The organism is Actinomadura luzonensis, from assembly GCF_022664455.2.
GTDB lineage: Bacteria > Actinomycetota > Actinomycetes > Streptosporangiales > Streptosporangiaceae > Nonomuraea > Nonomuraea luzonensis.
Genome location: NZ_JAKRKC020000001.1, coordinates 6,113,304 through 6,135,237 on the forward strand (window position 1 = coordinate 6,113,304; position 21,934 = coordinate 6,135,237).

A 21,934-nucleotide genomic window follows, 5' to 3' on the forward strand; every position below is an offset into this window, starting at 1 on the left:
CGAACGGCCCTAGAAGCTGCACTCCATGTGCTTGATGCCGTTGATGAACGAGGAGTGCAGCCGGTCCGGCTCGCCGGCCTCGATCCCGGGGACGCGGCGCAGCAGCTCGCGGAACATGACCGTGATCTCCCGGCGGGCCAGGTGCGCGCCCAGGCAGAAGTGCGGCCCCGGCCCGCCGAAGCCGACGTGCGGGTTGGGGTGGCGGGTGATGTCGAAGCGGTACGGGTCGGCGAACACGGAGGCGTCCCGGTTGGCCGCCCAGTAGAACAGCACGGCCTTCTCGCCCTTGCGGTAGAGGTTGCCGTTCATCTCGAAGTCGCGGGTGACCTTGCGGCGCATGAAGTTGACCGGCGCGGCCAGCCGGACGATCTCCTCGACGGCCCCGGGGGCGCGGCCGTCGAGGTCCTCCAGCCAGAGCGCGCGCTGGTCGGGGTGGTCGGTGAGCAGGCGCAGCCCGGCGGAGATGGCGTTCCTGGTGGTCTCGTTGCCGGCCACGACCAGCAGGATGAAGAACGAGCCGAGCTCCTGCATGGTCAGCCGCTCGCCGTCGATGTTGGCGTTGACCAGGGCGGAGGTGAGGTCGGCCGTGGGGTGGTCGGCGCGGTGGGCGGCGAGGTCCTGCACGAGCTGCTGCAGCTCCATGCCGGCGGTGAGCAGGCGGGTGGCGATCTGTTCGAGGTCGTCGCCGGCGTACTCGGGGTCGAAGCCGCCGAGGATGATGTTCGAGCGGTCGAAGACGAACCGGTAGTCGCGCTCGGGGATGCCCATCATGTCGCAGATGATCTTCAGCGGGAGCCGGGCGGCCACCTCGGTGACGAAGTCGACGCCGGAGCCCTTGGCCAGCAGGTCGTCGACGATGTCGGTGGCAGCGGACTCGACGTCCGCCTCGAACTGCTTGATCATCTTCGGGGTGAAGGCCCGGGAGACGATCCGGCGCAGCCGGGCGTGCCGCGGGTCGTCCATGTTGATCATCGACCCGAAGTACTCGGCGAACTCCGCGGGCATGTCGGGGATGCCGGTGGCGCCGCCGTCGCCCGAGCAGAAGACCTCGGGGTTGCGGCTGGCCTCCAGGATGTCGGCATGCCTGACCAGGGCGTAGTAGCCGGGGCCCTTGGGCGCGATGCCGACGTCCATCTCCTCGAAGAACGCGGGGGTCTCGCGGGCACGCAGGCGGTCGAAGGCCTGCTCGCGCTCCTGAGGGGGCCGGGCCCAGAAGTCGCGGTCCGACAGGTCGAAGTCGAGGACGCTCATGAGGCCATCATTCGAAAAGTGGCCACTTACGTCAATGGTTCTTACGTACGGCGTACGTACGTGCGCGCCGGGGATCGCGGCTAGGATGCCCTCATCATGTACTCGTACTTCTTCCACCTCGGCTAGCGATCCGCCGGCGGGTCGCGGAGCACCCACCGCCGGCGATGCGGGACGGCTGAGCTGCCGCCGTCCCGGGTCGCGACGTGGGAGAAGGACACGTGCATACTTTTGCCGTGGCCAGGGCGGTGCACGGCATCGAACCCCTGGTGGCCACGGAGATCCGGCGTTCGGGCGCGGGCGTGGTGCGCGGGATGCGCCACCGCGAGGTGTGGTTCGAGGCCCCTGACGGATTCCTCGGCGCGGGGCTGCCCGCCCTGCGGACGGCAGACGACGTGCTGCTGGCCGCCGCCGTGGTGGACGGGATCGGGCGCGACCGCTCGGCCCTGCGCCGCCTCGCGCGGGCGGCGCGCGAGCTGGACCCCGGGCTGCTGCCGGTGACGCCGGGCGGCGCCGGGGTGGAGGTGTCGGCGTCGTTCGTGGGGCCGCGCAACTACACCAGGTACGAGGTCGAGGACGCGGTCGGGGTGGAGCTGGCGCGGCCCGCGCGGGTGCCGTACCACTCGCGGCGGGACGGCGGCCGGCCCCCCGGCGAGGCGACGGCCTGGCGGGTCACCATCGAGGACGACCGCGCGGTCATCGCGGTGCGGCCGGCCCGGCGGCCGCTGCACCGGCGGGCGTACAAGACGGCCTCCGTGGCCGGCACCCTGCACCCGCCGCTGGCCGCCGCCATGGCGGAGCTGGCCCGGCTGGGGGACCACGACACCGTGCTCGACCCGTGCTGCGGCGCGGGCACCACGCTGATCGAGGCCCGCGCCCTCGCGCCGCGCGCCCGCTTCCTGGGCTTCGACCACGCCCCGGCCGCGCTGGCCGCCGCCGCGGCCAACGCCCGCGCCGCCGCGATCCCGGACGGCGGGGAGGCGTCGTTCGCGTGGGCGCGGGCCGACGGCGGGCGGCTGCCCGTGCCGGCCGGCGCGGCCGGCCGGGTGCTGGTCAACCCGCCCTGGGGGCGGCAGGTGCCGCCGCTGGGCCTGCTCGCCGGCGGGCTCGGCCCATTGTGGCGCGAGGTGCGGCGGGTGCTGGCCGGCGACGGGCTGGCCGTGGCGCTCGTCCACGACGGGCCGCCGGCGGGCTTCGCCGTGGAGGAGGCCGTGCGGGTGAGCCTGTCGGGCCGCCACCCGCTGCTCGCGGTGCTGCGGAGGAGGCCGATGCCGCGGCGGGGATGAGAGCCGGCGGAGGTGGGTCAGGCGGCCGGGCCGAGCCAGTCGAGGATCAGCCGGTTGACCTCGTCCGGCCGCTCCAGGTGCAGGAAGTGGCCCGCGCCCGGCACCACCTCCGCGCGCGAGCCCTCCGGGAGGTTGGCTGCGGCGTCCTTGGCCAGCGCGGCGCCCAGGCAGCCGTCCTGGGCGCCGTGCAGGTAGAGCACGGGCCCGCGCACTCCCGGCTCCACGGCCGGGTAGCGCCCGGAGGGCGGGGTGGTGCCGAGCATGGCGCGGTAGTAGCCGATGGCGGCCTTCAGGTTGGCCGGGTCGGCGAGCAGGCTGCGGCGCACGAACTCCAGGTCCTGGCCCGCGTCGTAGCCCGGCGACCAGTCGCGCCACAGGCCCTCCAGGAAGCCGGGGCTCCCGGCGGCGGCCTCGGCGAACGGGGTCTGGAAGAGGAAGATGTAGAACGAGCGCCTGAGCTGCTCGTAGTCGAAGAAGGCGGTGCCCAGCGCCCCGGGCGGCGGCACCGCCAGGGCGACGGCGCGGCGGAAGCGCCCGGCGGTCAGGTAGGCGGGGAAGGCGCCCCAGTCGTGCCCGACCACGACCGCGTCCTCGCCGCCGCCGAGCTCCTCGCGCAGCGCGAGCACGTCGGCGACCAGCGCGGCCTCCTCGTACACCTCGTCGGCCGGGATCTCGGTGGGCGCGTAGCCGCGCAGGAAGGGCGCGACCGCCCGGTAACCCCGCTCGGCCAGCAGCGGCAGCAGGTGCCGCCAGGTGTGCGCGGTGTCGGGGAAGCCGTGCAGGCACAGCGCGAGCGGTCCCTCGCCCATGGTCAGATACGCGAACTCCAGCCCGTTGGCGTGGATCGTCCTGATCTCCATGACTGCGAAACCTAGCACCAGGCCCCTTCCGGGAGTACCACTGCAAGGGGCCCCCGATCGACAAGGAGATCCGTATGGGACGGGGATGGGTGCTGGCGCTGGCGTCCATGACGATCGTGCTCGTCGTGGTGGACCTGACCGCCGTGACGATCGCGCTGCCCGACATCCGCGCGAGCCTGGGGGCGAGCCTGCCGGAGACGCAGTGGGTGGTGGACGCCTACGCGCTCACGCTGGCCGCGGTGCTGCTGCCGGCCGGGGTCCTGGCCGACCGGTACGGCCGCCGCAGGCTGCTCGCGATCGGCGTCTCCGTCTTCACCGTGGCCTCGCTGGCGTGCGCGCTCGCGCCCACCGCGCCCCTGCTGGACGTGGCGCGGGGCGTGCAGGGCCTCGGCGCGTCCGCGTTGTACGGCACCACGACCCCGCTGATCGCGACGGTCTACCCGGAGGGCCCGGAGCGGGGCCGGGCGCTCGGCGTCTTCAGCGCGGTGTCCGGGCTGGCCATGACGCTCGGCCCGGTGGTGGGCGGCGCGCTGACGGCGGCGTTCGGCTGGCGGTCGATCTTCCTGATCAACCTGCCGATCGGCGCGTTCGTGCTGCTGGCGCTGCGCCGGCGGGTGGCGGAGTCGCACGGCCGCGGGCACCTGGACCCGGCGGGCATCGCGCTGGTGGCGGCGGCGCTGTTCGCGATCATCCCGGCGCTCATCCACGACCTGCCGTGGCTGCTGGTGGCCGGGGTGGCGCTGCTGGCGGCGTTCGTGGCGGTGGAGCGGCGCGCGGCGGCCCCGATGATCGACTTCGGGCTGTTCAGGAACGGCGTGTTCGCGGTCGGCTCGGCCACCACGCTGCTCATGCTGGCGGGGCTGCTGGGCGCGTTCACCTATCTCACGCTCTACGTGCAGGGACCTCTGGAGACGAGCCCGGCCGAGGCGGGCGTGCGGTTCCTGGCCTTCAGCGCGGCGGCGGTCATCGGCCCTGTCGCGGTCGGCCGGGTGCTGCACCGGTGGCCGATGGGGGTGCTCATCGCCGCCGGTCCCGCCCTGATCGCGCTCGCGCTGGCGGTCATGACGGTGCCGGCCGCCGACCCGTGGACGCCGATCATGTTCGGGCTGTTCCTCGGCGGCCTCGGCCTGGGCGCCGGCAACGTGGTGGCCAACCAGGTCGGGCTGAGCGCGCCGATGGACCGGATCGGCATGGCGACCGGCGTGGTGAACACGCTCAAGCAGGTGGGCACGGCGGTGGGCGTGGCGGTGCTGGCCGCGCCGTACCGGAGCGGCGTGACGGCGATGCTGCTGGCGGCGGCCGGGCTGGCGGCGGCGGGCGCGCTGCTGCCGCTGGTGCTGGCCGCGCCGCCGGTCAGGAGGGCCGGTCAGAAGGTGTAGCGCAGATGCTTGACGCCGTTGATGAAGTTCGACAGCAGGAAGTCGGGCTCCCCCACCGAGCGGATGCCGGGCAGGCGGGTGAACAGCTCGCGGAACATCACGGTCATCTCCCTGCGCGCCAGGTGCGCGCCCAGGCAGTAGTGCGGGCCCGGGCCGCCGAAGCCGACGTGGGGGTTGGGGTCGCGGGTGATGTCGAAGGCGTCGGGATCGTCGAAGACGGCCTCGTCGCGGTTGGCCGAGTTGTAGAAGAGCAGCACCTTGTCGCCCTTGCGGTAGGCGTTGCCGTTCATCTCGTGGTCGCGGGTCAGGGTGCGCCGGAACTGGATCACCGGCGTCGCGTACCTGACGATCTCATCGCAGGCCGGGACGATGTGCGCGTCGAAGTTCGCCAGCAGCAGCTCGCGCTGCCCGGGGTGGTCGGTGAGGAGCTTGAGCCCGTAGGCGATGGCGTTCCTGGTGGTCTCGCTGCCGGCCACCACCAGCAGGATGAAGAACGAGCCCAGCTCCTGCGACGACAGCCGCTCCTCGCCGTTGACCAGCAGGCTGACCAGGTCGCCCGTGGGCCGCCTGCGCCGCTCGTCGCCGAGCCGGGCGGCCAGCCGGTTGAGCGAGAAGCCGGCGTGCAGCAGCTTGGCCAGGCCGCGGGCCACGTTGACGCGGCCGAAGTCGGGCGACAGGCCGGTGTACTCGGGGTCGGCGTTGCCCAGGATGACGTTGGTGCGGCGCAGCACCATGTCGTGGAGGTGGGCGGGGATGCCCATCATGTCGCAGATCACCCGCACCGGCAGCCGGGCCGCGATCTGCGTGACGAAGTCGCCCGGCCCCTCCTCGACGGCCTGCCCGACGATCTCGGCGGCGGCCCGCGCCAGGTCCTCCTCCATCTTGGCCAGGATGCGCGGGGTGAACGCCCGTGAGACGACGCGCCGCAGCCGGGCGTGCCGCGGGTCGTCCATGTTGATCATCGACCCGAAGTACACGCTGAGCCAGCGCGGCATGTCGGGGATGCTGTTGGAGCACGGCTCGCTGCTGAAGACGGCCGCGTTCCTGCTGGCCTCGGTCACGTCGGCGTGGCGGACGAGGGCGTGGTAGCCCGGCCCGCCGCCGACGAACGGCACGGCCTGCTCGGGCACGAACACCGGGCGCTCCAGCGCGCGCAGCCGCCGGAACGCCTCCATGCGCTCGGCCTGCGGCAGGGCCCAGAACGGGAGCTGCGACAGGTCGACGTCGGTGGACAGCGTCATGCCCACCACGATTGTGCAAGTGAACACTTACGTCAAGGGCGGCTCACTCCCCCTTGACGATCAGGTCGGCTCCCTTCTCGCCGATCATGATGGCGGGCGCGTGGGTGTGGCCGCGGTTGAGCGTCGGCATGATCGACACGTCCACCACGCGCAGCCGTTCGACGCCGCGCACCCGCAGCGTGGGATCCACGACCGAGCCCTCGTCGGCGCCCATCCGGCAGGTGCCGGCGGGGTGGTAGAGGGTCTCGGCGCGCTCGCGCACCCACTGGGCCAGCTCCTCGTCGCTCTCCGGCGCCCAGTAGGGGGCCATCGGACCGCCCGCGTACGGCCTCATCGCGGCCGTCGCGAACACCTGCTTGGCCGTCTTCAGCCCCGCCACCAGCCGTTTCACGTCGGCCTCGGCGCTGAGGTAGGCGGGGTCGATCAGCGGGTCGCGGCCGTTGAGCCCGATCCGGCCGCGGCTCTCCGGCTGCAGCAGCACCACGCCGACGGTCAGGCCGTGACCGGTCGGCGGGGTGAGGCCGTGGTCCACGAAGGGGCCGGGCGCGAAGATCAGCTCGATGTCGGGGGCGGGCTCCTCGGCCGAGGTGCGCACGAACGCGACCGCCTCGCCGACGTTGGTGGTGAGCATGCCGGAGCGCAGCACGATGTAACGCAGCAGGTTGCCGATGGACTCGGCCTTGGTGAGCGTGACGGGCTGCTTGCACTCGACGTACACGCCGGAGGAGAGGTGGTCCTGCAGGTTCTTGCCGACCTCGGGCAGGTCGCGCACCACCTCGACGCCGGCGTCGCGCAGCTCGCCCGCCGCGCCCACGCCGGAGCGCATGAGCAGGTGCGGCGAGCCGATCGCGCCGGCCGACAGGATGACCTCCCTCCGCGCCCGGAGCTGCGCGCCGCCGCCGTGCTCGACGCCGACGGCCCGCCGGCCCTCGAACAGCACCCGGTCCACGGTCGCGCCGGTGACCACGGTCAGGTTGGGCCGCTTGAGCGCGGGACGCAGGTAGGCGTCGGCCGAGCTCCAGCGCCGGCCCCGGTTCTGGGTGACGGGGGTCGGGCTGCAGCCCTCGTTGGAGCGGCCGTTCAGCTCCTCCAGCCGCCGCAGGCCCAGCTCTTCGCAGGCGCGGAGGAACGCGGCCGTGGTGACGTTGGGGCTGCGCAGCTCGGAGATGTAGAGCGGGCCCTCGGTGCCGTAGACGTCGCCGCCGTTGCTGCCGACGCGGCGCTCGGCCCGGGTGAAGTAGGGCAGCACGTCCTCGTACGACCAGCCGGGCACCTCCCACTGGTCGTAGTCGAGCCCGCAGCCGCGCACCCACATCTGCGCGTTCAGCGAGGACGAGCCGCCGAGCACCCGGCCGCGGGGCCAGTAGAGCTCTCGGCCGGACATCTCGCCCTGCTTGGCGGTGGTGTAGTTCCAGTCGTAGTCGGTCTTGAAGAGCTTGGCGAAGCCCGCGGGCATGCGGATCTCCAGCTTGTCGTCCTGCCCGCCCGCCTCGACCAGGGCCACCGACACGCCCGGATCGGCCGAGAGCCGGTTGGCCAGCACGCACCCCGCCGAACCCGCGCCGACGATCACGTAGTCGTACTCCACGGTTTCCCTCCATGGGGCAGGTAACTGCCTACTTGCTTACTCCAGGCGGGCGGGCGGCGTCCATACGCAGTTGTGACCTCAGTTACCTACCGGTCGGTATGGCGGTGCTGCGAAGATGGCGGCCAAGCCGGTCTTAGAGGAGGAAGGCGTCATGCTGAATCTGTCGATCGTCCTGGAGGACAGCGCCAGGAACAACCCTGACGGCACGGCCATCGTCTTCGGCGACATGCGCCTGCCGTTCTCCATGATCGACACGGTGGCCAACCAGGTGGCGAACCTGCTGGTGGCGCGCGGCATCCGCAAGGGCGACAAGGTCGCGCTGGCCTGCCCGAACCTGCCGTACTTCCCGTTCGTCTACTACGGCATCCTGAAGGCCGGGGCGACGGTGGTGCCGCTCAACGTCCTGTTGCAGTCCCGCGAGATCGCCTACCACCTCGACGACAGCGACGCCAAGGCGCTGTTCTGCTTCGAGGGCTCGCCCGAGCTGCCGCTCGGCGAGCGCGGCAAGGCGGGCTTCGAGGCGGCCTCGGGCTGCGAGCACTTCTTCGTGCTGCCCGCCACGCCGCTGGCCACCGAGTCGGAGTACGGCGAGTCGTTCTGGGCGGCGCTCGGCGGGATGGCGGGCGAGTTCGAGACCGTGCAGACCGCCCCCGACGACACCGCGGTCATCCTCTACACCTCGGGCACCACGGGTCAGCCGAAGGGCGCCGAGCTCAGCCACCAGAACATGCTGATGAACGCCATCGTCAGCGACCGCATGTTCCCTGCCACCGAGGGCGGCGACGTCTACCTGGGCGTGCTGCCGCTGTTCCACTCCTTCGGCCAGAGCGTGGTCATGAACACCGGCTTCCTGCGCGGCGCGGCCGTCGTGCTCATGCCGCGCTTCGAGCCGGGCGAGGCCCTGGAGCTCATGCGCAGGGAGGGTGTGACGTTCTTCGCCGGCGTGCCCACCATGTACTGGGCCATGCTCACCAAGATCCACGCCGAGGGCGCGCAGGCGCCCGACACGCTGCGCATCGCGGTCGCGGGCGGCGCGTCGTCGCCGGTGGAGGTGCTGAAGGACTTCGAGAAGACCTTCGGCATCGGCATCCTGGAGGGCTACGGTCTGTCGGAGACCTCGCCGGTGGCCAGCTTCAACCAGCCGGGACGCCCCGCCAAGCCGGGCACCATCGGCACGCCCATCTGGGGCGTGGAGATGAAGCTCGTGGACGGCGACTGGAAGACGGTCGAGGGCGAGGGCCCGGGCGAGATCGCCATCCGCGGCCACAACGTCATGAAGGGCTACTACGGCCGCCCGGAGGCCACGGCCGAGGTCATGCGGGACGGCTGGTTCCGCACCGGCGACATCGCCACCCGCGACGCCGACGGCTACTACGCCATCATCGACCGCGCCAAGGACATGATCATCCGGGGCGGCTTCAACGTCTACCCGCGCGAGCTGGAGGAGGTCCTCATGACGCACGAGGCCGTCTCGCTGGCCGCCGTCGTCGGGGTGCCGCACGACTCGCACGGCGAGGAGGTCAAGGCGTACGTGATCAAGACGCCCGGCGCGACGATCACCGAGGACGAGCTGATCGCCTGGTGCAAGGAGAACATGGCGGCCTACAAGTACCCGCGGGTGATCGAGTTCCGCGACGCGCTGCCGATGACGGCCACCGGCAAGATCCTCAAGCGCGAGCTGCGCTGACCGGGCCGGCGGAGGAGCGCGTGGCGCGGCCGCTCGCGCTCTTTGACCTGGACAACACGCTGGTCGACCGGCTGGCGGCGTTCGAGCGGTGGGCGGCGGAGTTCGCCGCCCGCCGCGGGCTCGGGCCGGACGCGGTGGCGTGGCTGGTCCGCACGGACGCCGACGGGTCCGTCCCCATGGACGTCTTCTTCGGCCTGGTCCGCGCGCGGTTCGGGCTGCCCGAGCCGGTGGAGGAGCTGTGGGCGGCCTACCGGGCGCGGCTGCCGCGCCTGGTCACGTGCCGCCCCGAGGTCCTGGACGGCCTCGCGCGGCTGCGGGCGGCCGGATGGGCGGTCGGGATCGTCACGAACGGGATGGCCGACAACCAGACGGGCAAGATCCGGCGCACCGGGCTGGCCGGCCGGGTGGACGGCTGGGCGATCTCCGGCGCGGAGGGCGTGCGCAAGCCCGACGCCCGGCTGTTCGGGATCGGCGCGGCACGGTGCGGCGCGTCCCTGACGGACGGCGGATGGTTCGTGGGCGACGACCCGGTCAAGGACGTCGCGGGCGCGCTGGCCGCGGGCCTGCGCGCGATCTGGGTGGACCGCGGCCGGGCCCCGCGCCCGCCCGGCGCCGAACACGTGGTCACCGACGTGCTCGACGCCCTGGAGCTGTTGATGGGGATGCGCCCGGGCGGCGCCGTCTGATGGGCGCCGTCGAGGAACTTTCGTGACAGGCGTTCGCCTCGGCCGCCCGCGGATTGTAATCTTGCGGTAACCGCATGCAGTCAAGCACGGCAAAGGAGGTCGCGTGGGCCGCCACGAGAAGCCCCACACCCCCAAGGATCGGCCGGAAGATCTCAAGGAAGGCTCAAGGGCCGACGAGCAACGGCCGAGCCGCGGCAAGCACGCCGCTCCGGCCGTCAAGGACAAGAAGTGACGCCGTCCGCCTGAGCGGGCCGCCACCTCGGCGCTGAGGTGGCGGTCACCCGGGCGGCCCCGTCACAGCTCCTTGACCGCGGCGGCGATCGCCTTGCCGTCGTAGCCGCCGGTCGGCAGGGTGGCGCCGCGCGCGAGGCGGACGACGCCCTTCGCGTCCACGAGGAGCGTGCCCGACCGCTGCACCGAGCCGAAGGCCGCTTTCCGCAGCCCGAGCAGCTCGTGCGGGGTGCCGTCGCGGCCGGCCAGCACGCCGAACGGGATCCCCCGCCGCGCCTTCCACGCGGCCGCCACCGGCGGGTCCTCGGGCGCCGCGACCAGCACCCGCACACCGGCCGCCGCGAGCTCGCCGGCACGCCGGACGAGGTCTCGCACGTGCCGGTTGCAGACCGGGCACGTGGTGGAGCGCAGGAAGTAGACGAGCACGGCCCGGCCGTCCCCGGACAGGCGGACGGCTCGGCCGTCGGTGTCCTCCAGCACCACGTCGGGCGCGGGTGAACCGATCTCAAGCATGACGAAATCCCCTTCGACGCACATCAGGTGACGGACGGTCGTCCGGGATCAGGCGCCCAGGTCGCGCCGGACGGCGCTCCTGGCCCGGTGGAGCTGCGACTTCATCGCGGCCTCGCTCAGGCCGAGCCGCGCCGCGACCGTGCGGCCGGGGTGGCCCAGCACGTCCCGCATGATGAGGACCCTGCGCTGGAGGTCCGGCAGGTCCCTGATCGCCTGCGCGACCAGGCCGGCCTCCAGCCGGCGCAACGCCTCCTCCTCGGCCGAGGCCGACTCCGGCTCGGCGCCGGTGGCGCCGGGGGCGTCGTGCGCTTCGAGCAGCAGCCGCGCGCGGCGCAGGCACTCGTTGCGGACGATCCGGAACATCCACGAGGCCAGCGCCCCGGTGGCGCGCAGCGAGCCGATCTTCCGGTAGAGGATGATCAGGGCCTCCTGCGCGGCGTCCTCGGCGTCCTGGGGCGACGCGCACAGGTGCGCCGCGAAACGCCGCACGTGGGAGTGGGCGCCGTGGACCACCGCGGCGATCGACTCCTGGTCGCCCGCCTGCGCGGCCTCGATGAGCCGGGCGCTCGCCCAGCCGCGCTCAGCCACGTCCGCACCTCATCGCGTCTCCTTTCCCCGGACCGACCGTCCCCCATAAGAGGCGGCGAGGGCGGAAAAGGATTCGCGCTCGCGGGAGAGAGCCCGGGACGGGCTCTCTCCCTGCGGGGGTCAGGGCCAGTCGCGGGACGGGCGCAGCGGGACGCCGGAGCGGCCCTCCTGGTCGAGCTTGACGGCCAGCACCTGGTGGAGCTGGACCTTGTTGCGCTCGAAGCCGACGATGCAGCCGGCCATGTAGAGCGCCCAGACGCGGGCGGTGCCCATGCCGACCTCCTGCACCGCGTCCGACCAGTTGGCGTCGAGGTTGTCGCACCAGTGGCGCAGGGTCTTGGCGTAGTGCTCGCGCAGGTTCTCCTCGTGGCGGATCTCGAAGCCGAGGTCCTCCATCTGGCGGATCAGCCAGCCCACCGACTCCAGCTCGCCGTCGGGGAAGACGTAGCGGTTGATGAAGCCGCCCTTGTTGAAGGTCTTCTCCTTGCCCGTCGGGCGGGTGATGCAGTGGTTGAGCAGCCGGCCGCCGGGCTTGAGCTTGCCGTACAGGAACTCGAAGTACGACGGCACGTTGTCCTTGCCGATGTGCTCGGTCAGGCCGATGGAGCTGACCGCGTCGAAGCCGGTCTCCCTGACGTCGCGGTAGTCCATGAAGCGCACCTCGGCGAGGTCCTGGAGACCCGCCTCGGCGATGGCCTTCTGGGCGTACTCGGCCTGCTGCTTGCTCAGCGTGACGCCGAGCGCCTTGACGCCGTAGTGCTTGGCGGCGTGCATGACCATGCCGCCCCAGCCGCAGCCGACGTCGAGCAGGCGCATGCCGGGCTTGAGCCCGAGCTTGCGCGCCACCAGGTCGAACTTGGTGTACTGGGCCTCCTCCAGCGACGAGCCCTCCTCCGGGAAGCAGGCGCACGTGTAGGCCATCGACGGCCCCAGCACCCACTCGTAGAACCGGTTGGAGACGTCGTAGTGGTGGTGGATCACCTCGGCGTCGCGCTGCTTGGCGTGCCGGGAGCCCAGCTTGGCCAGCATGCTCTGCCGCATCTCCTGCGGCGGCGGCGGGACGCGCATGAGCAGCGGCTTGACCCCCAGCGCCCGCACCGCGGCCAGTTTCTCCGCCGTGGTCAGGTCATTGGTGGTGATGTTCCACATCCGGTCGAGCAACGTGTACATGTCGCCGTGGATGTCGATGTGGCCGGAGATGTAGGCCCGGGCCAGGCCCAGCTCACCCGGGGCATGGGCGAGGTAGGCCACCGCGATCGGGGACTTGACCTCGATCGCGAGGTCGGCCCCGTCCGGCCCGGCCTTGCTGCCGTCATAGGCCATGAACGCGATGTTCGCGCTCGGGCCGACGATCTTTTCGAAGATGGTTGCGAGAGCCATCGACTCACCTTCCCCGCACACACTTGTCGTACAGGTCCAGCAGGCGCCCGTTCGGGTCGTATGCCCGCTTGACCGGCCAGTAGGCGTCGCCGTTGTACAGCTGCCAGAACTGCTCACGGGCGTAGAAGGACGTCGAGTAGAGCGACTTGTGGCCGTCGAGATCGTGCACCGCGTTCTCGATCAGCCGGTTGTAGTAACCGTCGAACTGCCCCCGTGGCAGCGGCACCATACCCCAGAAGCCGAAGTTGACGTACAGCCGCCCCGGCTCCAGGGGGTAGAGCGGCCAGCGCGAGCCCGCCCGCAGCGGGCACATCCACACCGGGGTCATGCCGACCCGGTCGTGGAAGACCTCCAGGAACTCCGCGCCGCGCTCGACGGGCACCTCGACGTCCTGGATGACCGACTCGTGGACCGGCTGGTCGCGCCAGCGGTCGACGCGGGCCGTCACGCCGTACCTGCGGTCGAGGGCGACCAGGCGGCGGTAGACGTCGGAGCGCATCCAGCGGCGCGGCATGAGCGAGCGCACGACGGGCTGCTGCACGCCGAAGGCCCGCGAGCACCAGAACCAGTCGGTGTCCCAGCGCCACAGGTAGTCGTGGATGGTCAGCCAGTCGCGGTTGCGCTGCCTGATCGACTGGTAGTAGATGCGCATGCCGGTGTAGTCGGAGACGTAGGGCGCGCGCTCGGCGAAGCGGCCGAGCGTGATGTACATCTCGCCGGGCTCGAAGAAGACGCCGTCCACGAAGTCGACGGGCTCGCCGTCGTGGACCATGCTCTCGCAGATCTCCTGCATGGCCAGCATGCACTTGGCGGCGTCGGTGAACTTGACGTGCGTGAGGTGCACGTACGGCTGGACCTTGCGGAGCTTGATCCTGATGCGCAGGGCGTAGCCGAGCGTGCCGTAGGAGTTGGGGAAGGCCTGGAACAGGTCGCGGTGCTCGTTGTCGGCGCGCGCCACGATCACCCGGCCGTCGCCGGTGAGGATCTCCAGCTCCTCGACCGACTCGTGCGGGAGCCCGTCGCGGAAGCTCGTGGACTCGATGCCGAGGCCGGTCACGGCGCCGCCGAGCGTGATGGTCTTGAGCTGCGGCACGACGTACGGCATCAGGCCGTGGGGCAGGGTGGCCTCGACCAGGTGCTCGTACGTGGTCATGCCCTGGACCTCGGCCGTCATGGTCTCGGGGTCCACGCTGATGACCTCGTCGAGGTCTCTGGCCGACAGCTTGGCGGTGCGGCCCTGGTCGCGGAACCTGAAGAGGTTCGACGTCGACTTGGCCAGCCGCGGCGCGGCTCCGCCGGGGATCTCGGCGTACGACTGCCGGATCTGCTCTACTGCCCGTCGGTGTGTCGACATCGTCGTCGTCACCAAAGCACCCCCTTGAGCTGGTAGAGATCGTCCGTAAGACCGTATCTCCCGGGCGCTCACCGGACCAGACCGGGGTCGTTAAAGACACGAAAACTGTTCATCGTGCCAGGTGAATCCACTATTGGGTAGGTGTTCCGGTAAATCTCCTGTGTACGGCGGGCGGGAGACCGTTCACGACGCCGTGCACCTCGCGGCCCTCGACGGCGGCGAGCAGGTTGTCCACCGTGGCGGCCAGCAGGCGGCCGCTGGCCTCCGGGGTGACGCCGGCGACATGCGGGCTGAGCAGCACGTTGGGCAGCTCACGCAGGGGGTCGTCGGCGGCCGGCGGCTCGGTCTCGAAGACGTCGAGCGCGGCTCCGCCCAGGTGTCTCCCGCGCAGCGCCCGCACCAGAGCCTCCTGGTCGACCACCCCGCCGCGGGCCGCATTAATCAGTAAAGCGCCGGCCTTCATACGGGCCGGATCGACGAGGTTCCTGGTCTGCTCGGACAGCGCGATGACGACGACGAGGACGTCGCTCTCCGCCATGAGCGCGCCCAGGTCCCGGAAGGCGGGGTCGGCGCGCGGGGTGCGGGTCCAGAACGACACCTCGCAGCCGAGGCCGCGGAACAGCTCGGCGCAGGCCGTGCCGATCGGGCCCCAGCCGACCACGCCGACCCGCCGGCCGCGCAGCTCGTACGGCTGCAGGCTCTGCTGCGGCCACTCCCCGGCCCGCACCGCGGCGTCGCCCGCGACGAGCCTGCGCGCCAGCGCCAGCGCGGCGGCCAGGCACCACTCGGAGACGGCGACGGCGCTGACGCCGGGCGTGTTGGCGAGGGGCACGCCGGCCGCCGCCAGCGCGTCGAGGTCATGGCCGTCCACGCCGACCGACGGCTGCTGCACGAAGGCCAGGCGGGGCGCGGCGGCGACCGCGGCGGCGTCGAGGACGAGCGTCCCCGTCCAGTCGCCGAGCACGATCTCGGCCTCCGGCAGCTCCGCCAGCAGGGCGTCGCGGTCGCGGGAGGCGGGCACGCGCACCTCCACCCGGTCGCCGAGCGGGGCGAGCAGGCGGCGGAGCAGCGTCTCGGGCAGCGGCGGGAGAGCGAGCAGGCTCCAGGGGCTCATGCCCCCACAGTAAAGCTGTTGATCACGCGTCGCATAAGACCCCGGCTGCGCGGCCACTGCCGCTCGGCGACCGTCCAGGACAGCACGTAGGCGGTGTCGCCGGCGATCACCGCGCGGCGCAGCTCGCGGTAGCGGGCGCCGGGCCTGACCCAGGGCGCGCCGCCCTCGGCGCCCGCCGTCCAGGTCAGCTCCCACTCCAGCGTCCTGACGCCCTGGTGGACGACCGTGCGGCGGCCCCGGGTGACGACGTCCTCGGCGCTCTGGCGCAGCTCGTCGAGGGTGGTGACCATGAGGTCGGCGGGGTCGGTGTCGCTGTAGACGGCCTGGACGCCGACGTGCGCGCCGCCGTCGCGGCGCGTCCACTCGGTGTACGACTCCTGCCGCGCCCCCCGCCAGCCGACCGGCCGCAGGATCGACCAGCCGTCGGGCGAGCGCCAGACCCGCACCAGCGGCGCGGCCGCCCGCGTCACGCTGGGCGTCGGCGTGGCGGCCGCCGGGGTGGGGTGGCGCTGGGCGCCGCGGCGGGGTGAGCGGCGCGGTCGCCGCGGCGGGCGCGGCGCTGGCGCGCGGCGCGCCCTCGGCGGGCGTGGCGAACCTGAAGTAGCCGAACGCCCCGGCCCCGATCACCACGACGGCCGCCGTGGCCGCCGCCAGCAGGGCCCGCCCGCGGCCGCGCCGCCTCGGCTGGGGCTCGTCGAGCTCGTCGTAGGCGGGACGGGTGGCGGCGAGGCCGGCCAGCAGCCGGTCGGCCTCCTCGGCGCTCAGCCGGTCCTCGGGCTCCTTCCGCAGCAGCCCGCGCAGCACCGGGTGCATGGCGGGCGGGATGCGCCGGTAGTCGGGCTCCTCGTTGAGCAGCGCGTTGAGGGTGGCCATGGGCTCGCCCCGCTCGAACGGCGAGCGTCCCACCAGGCACGCGTACAGGGTGGCGCCCAGCGACCACAGGTCGGAGGCCGGCCCGGCGGCGTCGGCGCGCACCCGTTCGGGGGCGAGGAAGCTGGGCGAGCCGGTGACCATGCCGGTGCGGGTGAGCGAGGCGTCGCCCTCGACCGTGGCGATGCCGAAGTCGGTGAGCACCGCGCGGCCGTCGTCGGTCATGAGGATGTTGCTCGGCTTGACGTCGCGGTGCAGGATCCCGGCCTCGTGGGCGGCGCGCAGCGCGGACAGCACCTGCCGGCCGACGTCGGCGGCCTCGCGGATGGGCAGCGCGCCCGAGGTGAGCACGACCTGCTCGACCGTGGGGCAGCTCAGCAGCTCCATGACGATCCAGGGGCGGCCGTCCGCCTCGACGACGTCGTAGACGGCGACGACGCCGGGGTGGTTGAGCTTGGCGGCGGTGCGGGCCTCGCGGACGGTGCGCATGAGCTGGCGTTCCTGGTCGCCGGCCGACAGCCCGTCGGGCAGGACCACTTCCTTGATGGCGACCTGGCGGTGGAGCAGCGTGTCGCGGCCTTCCCAGACCACGCCCATTCCCCCGCGGCCCAGCTCGCGCACTAACTCGTAGCGCCCTGCGATGAGCCGGTTGTTTTCCGAAACCATGTCCGTCCCCTGTAGAACACCACGAACAGTGGGCAAGTTTCCCATACCTGATGGGGCCTGCGAGGGATGCTCGCGAAGGCCGCTTGCACGAGATCACCGAATGTTGTTCTACTGTCGGTATGACTGAAGACCGTCGCGGCCCGCTGGCCGGTGTGCGCGTGCTGGAGCTCGCCGGGCTGGCCCCGGGGCCGTTCGCCGGGATGATGCTCGCCGACCACGGCGCCGACGTGCTGCGCGTCGACCGCGTCAAGGCGGTCTCCGACCGGCCCCGCACCGATGTCATGGACCGGGGCAAGCACACGATCGGCCTCGACCTGAAGGCGCCGGAGGGCGTGGCGGCGTTCAAGGAGCTGGCGCGGCACGCCGACGTCGTCATCGAGGTGTTCCGGCCGGGCGTGGCCGAACGGCTCGGCATCGGCCCCGACGACCTGCACGCCGTCAACGAGCGGCTGGTCTACGGCCGCATGACCGGCTGGGGCCAGGACGGCCCGCTCGCGCCGACCGCCGGGCACGACATCGACTACATCGCGATCTCCGGCGTGCTGTCGCTGCTCGGCCGCGAGGACGGCAAGCCCACCCCGCCGATCAACATCCTCGGCGACTTCGCCGGCGGCGGCCTCATGCTCGCCTACGGGGTGCTGCTGGCGCTGTTCGAGCGCGAGCGCACCGGCCGGGGCCGGGTGATCGACGCGGCCATGGTGGACGGCGCCGCCGTGTTGTTCTCGATGTTCTACCAGGGCGTGCAGAGCGGCTTCTGGGGCCCGCGCGGCACCAACCTGCTCGACACCGGCGCGCCCCAGTACGACACCTACGAGACGGCCGACGGCGGCTACCTCGCCGTGGGGTCGCTGGAGCCGCAGTTCTGGGCGGCCATGGTCGGCCTGATGGGCCTGACCGACCTGCCCGACCGTGACGACCGCGCGCAGTGGCCCGCGCTGCGCGAGCGCCTGGCCGCCGAGTTCAGGAAGCGCACCAGGGCCGAGTGGGAGGAGCTGTTCGACGGCTCGGACGCGTGCGTGTCGCCCGTCCTGTCCGTCACGGAGGCCGCCGCCCACCCGCACAATGTCGCGCGGGGCACGTTCACCGAGGTCGGGGACGTCGTCCAGCCCCGGCCCGCGCCCCGCCTGCTCGGCGTGCCCGCCCAGGACCTCTCCCCCGCCACCCGCCTGACGGACCTGTCCGGCTGGGGTCTCACGCGGGAGGAGGCGGACAAGCTGCGAAGCCAAGGGGTACTCGCATGATCATCGACTTGCTCGACGGCGACCTGTACGCCGGGGACCCCGGACCGGTCTACGCCTGGCTGCGCGAGCACGCCCCCGCCTACCACGACGAGGCCAACGGCCTGTGGGGCCTGTCGCGCCACGCCGACATCTCCGCCGTCGAGCGCGACCCCCGGCTCTGGACGAGCACCGGCGGCTACCGCCCGCAGCTCCCGTCCGACCCGTCCATGATCGGCATGGACGACCCCGAGCACGCCGCCCGCCGCCGCCTGGTTCACCGCCGCTTCACCCCGCGCCACGTCCGCGACGCCTACGCCGGCCGGGTCCGCGAGGTCGTCGCCGACCAGCTCGACCGGGCCCTGGACAAGGGCGTCGTGGACGCGGTGGCCGAGCTGGCGGCCCCGCTGCCGGCCCGGATGATCGGCTGGCTGCTCGGCTTCCCCGACGAGGAGTGGCCGCGGCTCAAGCACTGGTCGGAGACGACCATCGTGGCGGGCGGCGGCCTGCGCTACGTCACCCACGAGGCCGCCGTCGCGGCCGGCGAGTACGCCACGGCGGTGCTGGAGCTGGCCGCCGAGCGCCGCGCCCGCCCCCGCGACGACCTGCTGTCGCTGTGGTGCGCCAGCCCCGGCTACGACGACGAGCACCTGGCCAACGAGGCCCTGCTGCTGCTCGACGGCGGCGCCGAGACCACCAGGACGGTGATCGCGACGGCCTTGGACGCGCTGATCCGCCATCCGGAGCAGTGGCGGCTGCTGCGCGCCGAGCCGGGCCTGATGGAGGGCGCGGTGGAGGAGTTCGTCCGGTGGACCACGCCCGTGCTCAACATGTGCCGGGCCGCCACCCGCGACACCACCCTGCACGGGCAGGCGATCCCCGCGGGCGGGCAGGTGCTGCTCATGTACGGCTCCGCCAACCGGGACCCGGCGGTGTTCGCCGCCCCGGACGCCTTCGACGTGACCCGGAGGCCCGGCGGGCACATCGCCTTCGGCCTCGGCACGCACTTCTGCCTCGGCGCCGCGCTGGCCCGGCTGGAGCTGCGGATCTTCTTCGAGGAGTGGGTGGCGCGGGTGCGCGAGGCGGCCTGGGCCGACGAGCGCGGGCCGCGCATCCTGCCGAACGCCTTCGTCAGGGGCGTCACCTCGTTCCCGATCGAGCTGCGCCCCTGGTGAAGGGCTCCTAGATCGCCAGGTAGAGGTCCACGCCGCCGGGGTGGTGCACCTCGACGTCGGTGGTGAACGCGCGCGCCGGGACGCCGCCCGCCTCGGTGTGCTTCCACACCTGCTGCCACGCCTCCACCAGCGCCTGCGGCAACTGGCCGCGCGCCTCGACGAGCAGCGCCTGGCCGCCCGGCACCCGGACGGACACCATGCCCTCGGGCAGCCGCGGCGCGGTGCGCACCCCGACGCCGACGATCTGCGTGTAGGCCCCGTGGTGGTCGCTCTCGTAGTCGGTGAGCACCGCGTACAGGTTCTCGTCCAGCCGGCCCGGCACGTGCGCGAAGGCGCCTGGAGCGCCCGCGCGCTGCCACAACGCGGGCAGTTTGGCGCGCGCCGGGTCCATCTCGTCGGCGTTGCTGGTGCGCACCACCCAGCCGACCACGATCAGCTCGCCCCGTTCGGTGACGTTCACGAGACCCCTCCCTCTCGCAAAAGTGTCCGCGCCGATCATAAGGCCCCGCGAATGGGGAAATCCCATGGTGATGCTGTCACCACATAAGATGGATGAACGTGAAATTTCTTAATGACCTCGAACCGCGGCACGATCTGACCTACAGCGACGTGTTCATGGTCCCGTCGCGCTCCGCCGTGGGGTCGCGGCTCGCGGTCGACCTGTCCACCGTCGACGGCACGGGCACCACCATCCCCATCGTCGTGGCGAACATGACGGCGGTCGCCGGCCGGCGCATGGCTGAGACCGTGGCGCGCCGCGGCGGCATCACGGTGATCCCGCAGGACATCCCGCTGGACGTCGTGGCGAACGTCGTCGAGTGGGTCAAGAGCCGCGACCTCGTCCACGACACGCCCCTCACCCTGACCCCGCACGAGACCGTCGGCGAGGCGCTGCACCTGCTGCCCAAGCGGGCGCACGGCGCGGTCATCGTGGTGGACTGGGACAACCGCCCGATCGGCGTCGTCACCGAGGCCGACTGCCAGGGCGTGGACATGTTCACGCAGCTCTCCCACGTCATGTCCTGCGAGCTGCTGACGCTGCCCGCCGGGCTCGACCCGCGCGCCGCCTTTGACCGGCTGCACGGCGGCCGGCACCGCCTCGCGCCCATCGTGGACGACGACGGGCGGCTGGTCGGCATCCTCACCCGCACCGGCGCCCTGCGCGCCACCCTCTACCAGCCCGCCGTGGACGCCGCGAACCGGCTGCGGGTCGCCGCCGCCGTCGGCGTCAACGGCGATGTGGCCGCCAAGGCCAAGGAGCTGCTGGAGGCCGGCATCGACTGCCTGGTCGTGGACACCGCGCACGGCCACCAGGAGAAGATGATCTCGGCGCTGCGCGCGGTCCGGGCCCTCGACCCGGCGGTGCCCGTCGCCGCCGGGAACGTGGTGACCGCGGCCGGCGTGCGCGACCTCGTCGAGGCCGGGGCCGACATCCTCAAGGTCGGCGTGGGCCCGGGCGCGATGTGCACCACCCGGATGATGACCGGCGTGGGCCGGCCCCAGTTCTCCGCGGTGCTGGAGTGCGCCGCCGAGGCCCGCCGCCTGGGCCGGCACGTCTGGGCGGACGGCGGCGTGCGCCACCCGCGCGACGTGGCCCTCGCCCTGGCCGCCGGCGCCTCCAACGTGATGATCGGGTCGTGGTTCGCGGGCACGTACGAGTCGCCCGGCGACACCCACACCGACGCCGACGGGCGCAAGTACAAGGAGAACTTCGGCATGGCCTCGGCGCGGGCCGTGCGGCTGCGCACCGCCGAGGACTCCGCGTTCGAGCGGGCCAGGAAGGCGCTGTTCGAGGAGGGCATCTCCACCTCCAGGATGTACCTGGACCCGAAGCGGCCGAGCGTGGAGGACCAGATCGACGCCATCGTGGCCGGGCTGCGGTCGGCGTGCACGTACGCGGGGGCGGCGACGCTGGAGGAGTTCCACGACAGGGCCGTGGTGGGGCTGCAGAGCACGTCGGGGTACGCGGAGGGCATGCCGCTGCACACCAGCTGGTGACCCCGCCCGCGGCGGCCTTCACAGGGTGCGGTGCCAGCCGCCGGCCGCGTTGATCCCGCCGTCCACGTGCACCGTCGTGCCCGTGACGAACCTGGACAGCTCACCGGCCAGGAACACCGCCGCCCCCGCCGCCTCCACCGGCTCCCCCAGCCGGCCGAGCGGCGGCAGCCGGGCCGGCTCGTACGGCAGGGACCCGGCGGCCAGCATGCGCTCCCGCACGCCCTCCTCGCCCTCGGTGGGGAGGGCGTCAGGGGCTATGGCGTTCACCCGGACGCCCCTGGGCGCCAGCTCCAGGGCCAGGGACCTGGTCAGGCTCTCCACGGCCGCCTTCATGGCCGCGTACACGGCGAACCCCGGCGCCGCCTGGTGCGCCTCGCTCGACGTCACGTTGATGATCGACGAGCCGGCCGGCATCAGCGGCAGCAGCCGCCGGATCATGCCGGTGACCTGGGTGAAGTTCTCCTGCACGAGCGTGTGCTCGCCGCGCGGCGAGGTGTCGGCGAACGGGGCGTGGAAGGTGCCGCCCGCGTTGTTGACCAGCACGTCCACGCGGCCCCAGCGCTCGCGCACCGCCTCGGCGAACACCTGCGACGCCACCGGGTCGCGCACGTCCAGCGTCATGGCCGGCTCCCCGAGGGGCGGCTTGTCGCGGTCGCAGACGGCCACGTGCGCCCCGAACGCGGCGAAGGTCTCGGCGACGGCCAGCCCGATGCCCCGGGCCCCGCCCGTGACGACGGCCACGCGGCCGGTGAGCAGGATCGCGTCGGGACTCAGGGCGGCCATGAACGAAGACGATATCCCGAGCGCATAGAGTCGTCGGGTTAGTCACAACGTCGAAATCGCCAACAGGAGC

20 protein-coding genes and 1 pseudogene are annotated in these 21,934 nt (G+C 72.6%); 8 read left to right on the forward strand and 13 right to left on the reverse strand.

Going from position 1 to position 21,934, the window contains the following annotated elements; translation table 11 throughout:
- Nucleotides 1-9: 9 nt before the first annotated feature.
- Complete coding sequence (locus tag MF672_RS28920) at nt 10-1,251, reverse strand: cytochrome P450 (RefSeq protein WP_242374389.1); 1,242 nt, start codon at nt 1,249-1,251, stop codon at nt 10-12.
- A 218-nt stretch (nt 1,252-1,469) separates the two neighbouring features.
- Here MF672_RS28920 and MF672_RS28925 point away from each other — a divergent pair, with 218 nt between their 5' ends.
- Entirely contained in the window at nt 1,470-2,534 is a 1,065-nt protein-coding gene (locus tag MF672_RS28925) for a TRM11 family methyltransferase (protein WP_242374390.1), read from the forward strand.
- Between the two features lie 17 nt (nt 2,535-2,551).
- Here the strand turns inward: MF672_RS28925 and MF672_RS28930 are convergent, their stop codons facing one another.
- Complete coding sequence (locus tag MF672_RS28930; RefSeq protein WP_242374391.1) at nt 2,552-3,394, reverse strand: alpha/beta fold hydrolase; 843 nt, start codon at nt 3,392-3,394, stop codon at nt 2,552-2,554.
- A 74-nt stretch (nt 3,395-3,468) separates the two neighbouring features.
- Between MF672_RS28930 and MF672_RS28935 the strand changes: the two genes are divergently transcribed.
- On the forward strand, nt 3,469-4,773 hold the full coding sequence (locus MF672_RS28935) for an MFS transporter (protein ID WP_242374392.1): 1,305 nt from the start codon (nt 3,469-3,471) through the stop codon (nt 4,771-4,773).
- Here the strand turns inward: MF672_RS28935 and MF672_RS28940 are convergent.
- Together MF672_RS28940 and MF672_RS28945 are read right to left on the reverse strand one after the other, a co-directional pair.
- The gene (locus tag MF672_RS28940) at nt 4,761-6,014 is read right to left on the reverse strand and encodes a cytochrome P450 (RefSeq protein ID WP_242374393.1); all 1,254 of its coding nucleotides are present in this window, start codon (nt 6,012-6,014) and stop codon (nt 4,761-4,763) included. The two genes, MF672_RS28935 and MF672_RS28940, sit on opposite strands and share 13 nt — an antisense overlap.
- A 43-nt stretch (nt 6,015-6,057) precedes the next feature.
- The gene (locus MF672_RS28945) at nt 6,058-7,602 is read right to left on the reverse strand and encodes a GMC family oxidoreductase (RefSeq protein WP_242374394.1); all 1,545 of its coding nucleotides are present in this window, start codon (nt 7,600-7,602) and stop codon (nt 6,058-6,060) included.
- 151 nt (nt 7,603-7,753) lie between these two features.
- Between MF672_RS28945 and MF672_RS28950 the strand changes: the two genes are divergently transcribed.
- The 3 genes from MF672_RS28950 (at nt 7,754) to MF672_RS51500 (ending at nt 10,207) form a co-directional block, all read left to right on the forward strand.
- Nucleotides 7,754-9,289 carry a long-chain-fatty-acid--CoA ligase gene (locus tag MF672_RS28950; protein WP_242374395.1) on the forward strand — a complete coding sequence of 512 codons (1,536 nt, stop codon included), beginning with the start codon at nt 7,754-7,756 and terminating at the stop codon, nt 9,287-9,289.
- A 20-nt stretch (nt 9,290-9,309) separates the two neighbouring features.
- Nucleotides 9,310-9,975 carry an HAD family hydrolase gene (locus tag MF672_RS28955; RefSeq protein WP_242374396.1) on the forward strand — a complete coding sequence of 222 codons (666 nt, stop codon included), beginning with the start codon at nt 9,310-9,312 and terminating at the stop codon, nt 9,973-9,975.
- Between the two features lie 103 nt (nt 9,976-10,078).
- Nucleotides 10,079-10,207 carry a hypothetical protein gene (locus MF672_RS51500; protein WP_302893272.1) on the forward strand — a complete coding sequence of 43 codons (129 nt, stop codon included), beginning with the start codon at nt 10,079-10,081 and terminating at the stop codon, nt 10,205-10,207.
- Nucleotides 10,208-10,269: 62 nt separating this feature from the next.
- Here the strand turns inward: MF672_RS51500 and MF672_RS28960 are convergent, their stop codons facing one another.
- The 7 genes and pseudogenes from MF672_RS28960 to MF672_RS52515 form a co-directional block, all read right to left on the reverse strand.
- Nucleotides 10,270-10,719: a peroxiredoxin family protein gene (locus MF672_RS28960; protein ID WP_242374397.1), complete on the reverse strand. Its 450-nt coding sequence runs from the start codon at nt 10,717-10,719 to the stop codon at nt 10,270-10,272.
- Between the two features lie 48 nt (nt 10,720-10,767).
- Nucleotides 10,768-11,307, reverse strand: a complete 540-nt coding sequence (locus MF672_RS28965) for an RNA polymerase sigma factor (protein ID WP_242374398.1) — start codon at nt 11,305-11,307, stop codon at nt 10,768-10,770.
- A gap of 120 nt (nt 11,308-11,427) precedes the next feature.
- Nucleotides 11,428-12,687 (reverse strand): SAM-dependent methyltransferase, encoded by a 1,260-nt coding sequence (locus MF672_RS28970; RefSeq protein WP_242374399.1) that lies wholly within the window; start codon nt 12,685-12,687, stop codon nt 11,428-11,430.
- 4 nt (nt 12,688-12,691) lie between these two features.
- Entirely contained in the window at nt 12,692-14,041 is a 1,350-nt protein-coding gene (locus MF672_RS28975) for an FAD-binding oxidoreductase (protein WP_242374400.1), read from the reverse strand.
- Between the two features lie 130 nt (nt 14,042-14,171).
- On the reverse strand, nt 14,172-15,155 hold the full coding sequence (locus MF672_RS52505) for an NAD(P)-dependent oxidoreductase (protein ID WP_242374401.1): 984 nt from the start codon (nt 15,153-15,155) through the stop codon (nt 14,172-14,174).
- The gene (locus tag MF672_RS52510) at nt 15,152-15,625 is read right to left on the reverse strand and encodes a serine/threonine kinase C-terminal domain-containing protein (protein WP_507161378.1); all 474 of its coding nucleotides are present in this window, start codon (nt 15,623-15,625) and stop codon (nt 15,152-15,154) included. The genes MF672_RS52505 and MF672_RS52510 overlap by 4 nt, the downstream gene beginning before the upstream one ends.
- A gap of 289 nt (nt 15,626-15,914) precedes the next feature.
- Nucleotides 15,915-16,736 (reverse strand): annotated as a pseudogene (locus tag MF672_RS52515) (serine/threonine-protein kinase); the annotation flags it as partial.
- Between the two features lie 74 nt (nt 16,737-16,810).
- Between MF672_RS52515 and MF672_RS28985 the strand changes: the two are divergent.
- Together MF672_RS28985 and MF672_RS28990 are read left to right on the forward strand one after the other, a co-directional pair.
- Entirely contained in the window at nt 16,811-17,932 is a 1,122-nt protein-coding gene (locus MF672_RS28985) for a CaiB/BaiF CoA transferase family protein (RefSeq protein WP_242374403.1), read from the forward strand.
- Complete coding sequence (locus MF672_RS28990; RefSeq protein ID WP_242374404.1) at nt 17,929-19,083, forward strand: cytochrome P450; 1,155 nt, start codon at nt 17,929-17,931, stop codon at nt 19,081-19,083. Before MF672_RS28985 ends, MF672_RS28990 begins: the two co-directional genes overlap by 4 nt.
- 7 nt (nt 19,084-19,090) lie before the next feature.
- On the opposite strand, the gene MF672_RS28995 is transcribed toward MF672_RS28990, so the two are convergent.
- Entirely contained in the window at nt 19,091-19,543 is a 453-nt protein-coding gene (locus MF672_RS28995) for a GyrI-like domain-containing protein (protein ID WP_242374405.1), read from the reverse strand.
- Between the two features lie 98 nt (nt 19,544-19,641).
- On the opposite strand from MF672_RS28995, the gene MF672_RS29000 reads away from it, so the two are divergent.
- A complete protein-coding gene (locus MF672_RS29000; RefSeq protein WP_242374406.1) occupies nt 19,642-21,081 on the forward strand; it encodes a GuaB1 family IMP dehydrogenase-related protein in 1,440 nt (479 codons plus the stop codon).
- An 18-nt stretch (nt 21,082-21,099) separates the two neighbouring features.
- Here the strand turns inward: MF672_RS29000 and MF672_RS29005 are convergent, their stop codons facing one another.
- Complete coding sequence (locus tag MF672_RS29005) at nt 21,100-21,864, reverse strand: SDR family NAD(P)-dependent oxidoreductase (RefSeq protein ID WP_242374407.1); 765 nt, start codon at nt 21,862-21,864, stop codon at nt 21,100-21,102.
- Nucleotides 21,865-21,934 lie beyond the last annotated feature (70 nt).

Bases quoted from the DNA above. Each gene is read 5' to 3' on its own strand.
- MF672_RS28990 (WP_242374404.1), top strand. From the start codon at position 17,929: ATGATCATCGACTTGCTCGACGGCGACCTGTACGCCGGGGACCCCGGA.
- MF672_RS28930 (WP_242374391.1), bottom strand. From the start codon at position 3,394: ATGGAGATCAGGACGATCCACGCCAACGGGCTGGAGTTCGCGTATCTG.
- MF672_RS28960 (WP_242374397.1), bottom strand. From the start codon at position 10,719: ATGCTTGAGATCGGTTCACCCGCGCCCGACGTGGTGCTGGAGGACACC.
- MF672_RS52505 (WP_242374401.1), bottom strand. From the start codon at position 15,155: ATGAGCCCCTGGAGCCTGCTCGCTCTCCCGCCGCTGCCCGAGACGCTG.
- MF672_RS28935 (WP_242374392.1), top strand. From the start codon at position 3,469: ATGGGACGGGGATGGGTGCTGGCGCTGGCGTCCATGACGATCGTGCTC.
- MF672_RS29005 (WP_242374407.1), bottom strand. From the start codon at position 21,864: ATGGCCGCCCTGAGTCCCGACGCGATCCTGCTCACCGGCCGCGTGGCC.
- MF672_RS28940 (WP_242374393.1), bottom strand. From the start codon at position 6,014: ATGACGCTGTCCACCGACGTCGACCTGTCGCAGCTCCCGTTCTGGGCC.
- MF672_RS28950 (WP_242374395.1), top strand. From the start codon at position 7,754: ATGCTGAATCTGTCGATCGTCCTGGAGGACAGCGCCAGGAACAACCCT.
- MF672_RS28970 (WP_242374399.1), bottom strand. From the start codon at position 12,687: ATGGCTCTCGCAACCATCTTCGAAAAGATCGTCGGCCCGAGCGCGAAC.
- MF672_RS28975 (WP_242374400.1), bottom strand. From the start codon at position 14,041: ATGTCGACACACCGACGGGCAGTAGAGCAGATCCGGCAGTCGTACGCC.
- MF672_RS28985 (WP_242374403.1), top strand. From the start codon at position 16,811: ATGACTGAAGACCGTCGCGGCCCGCTGGCCGGTGTGCGCGTGCTGGAG.
- MF672_RS28920 (WP_242374389.1), bottom strand. From the start codon at position 1,251: ATGAGCGTCCTCGACTTCGACCTGTCGGACCGCGACTTCTGGGCCCGG.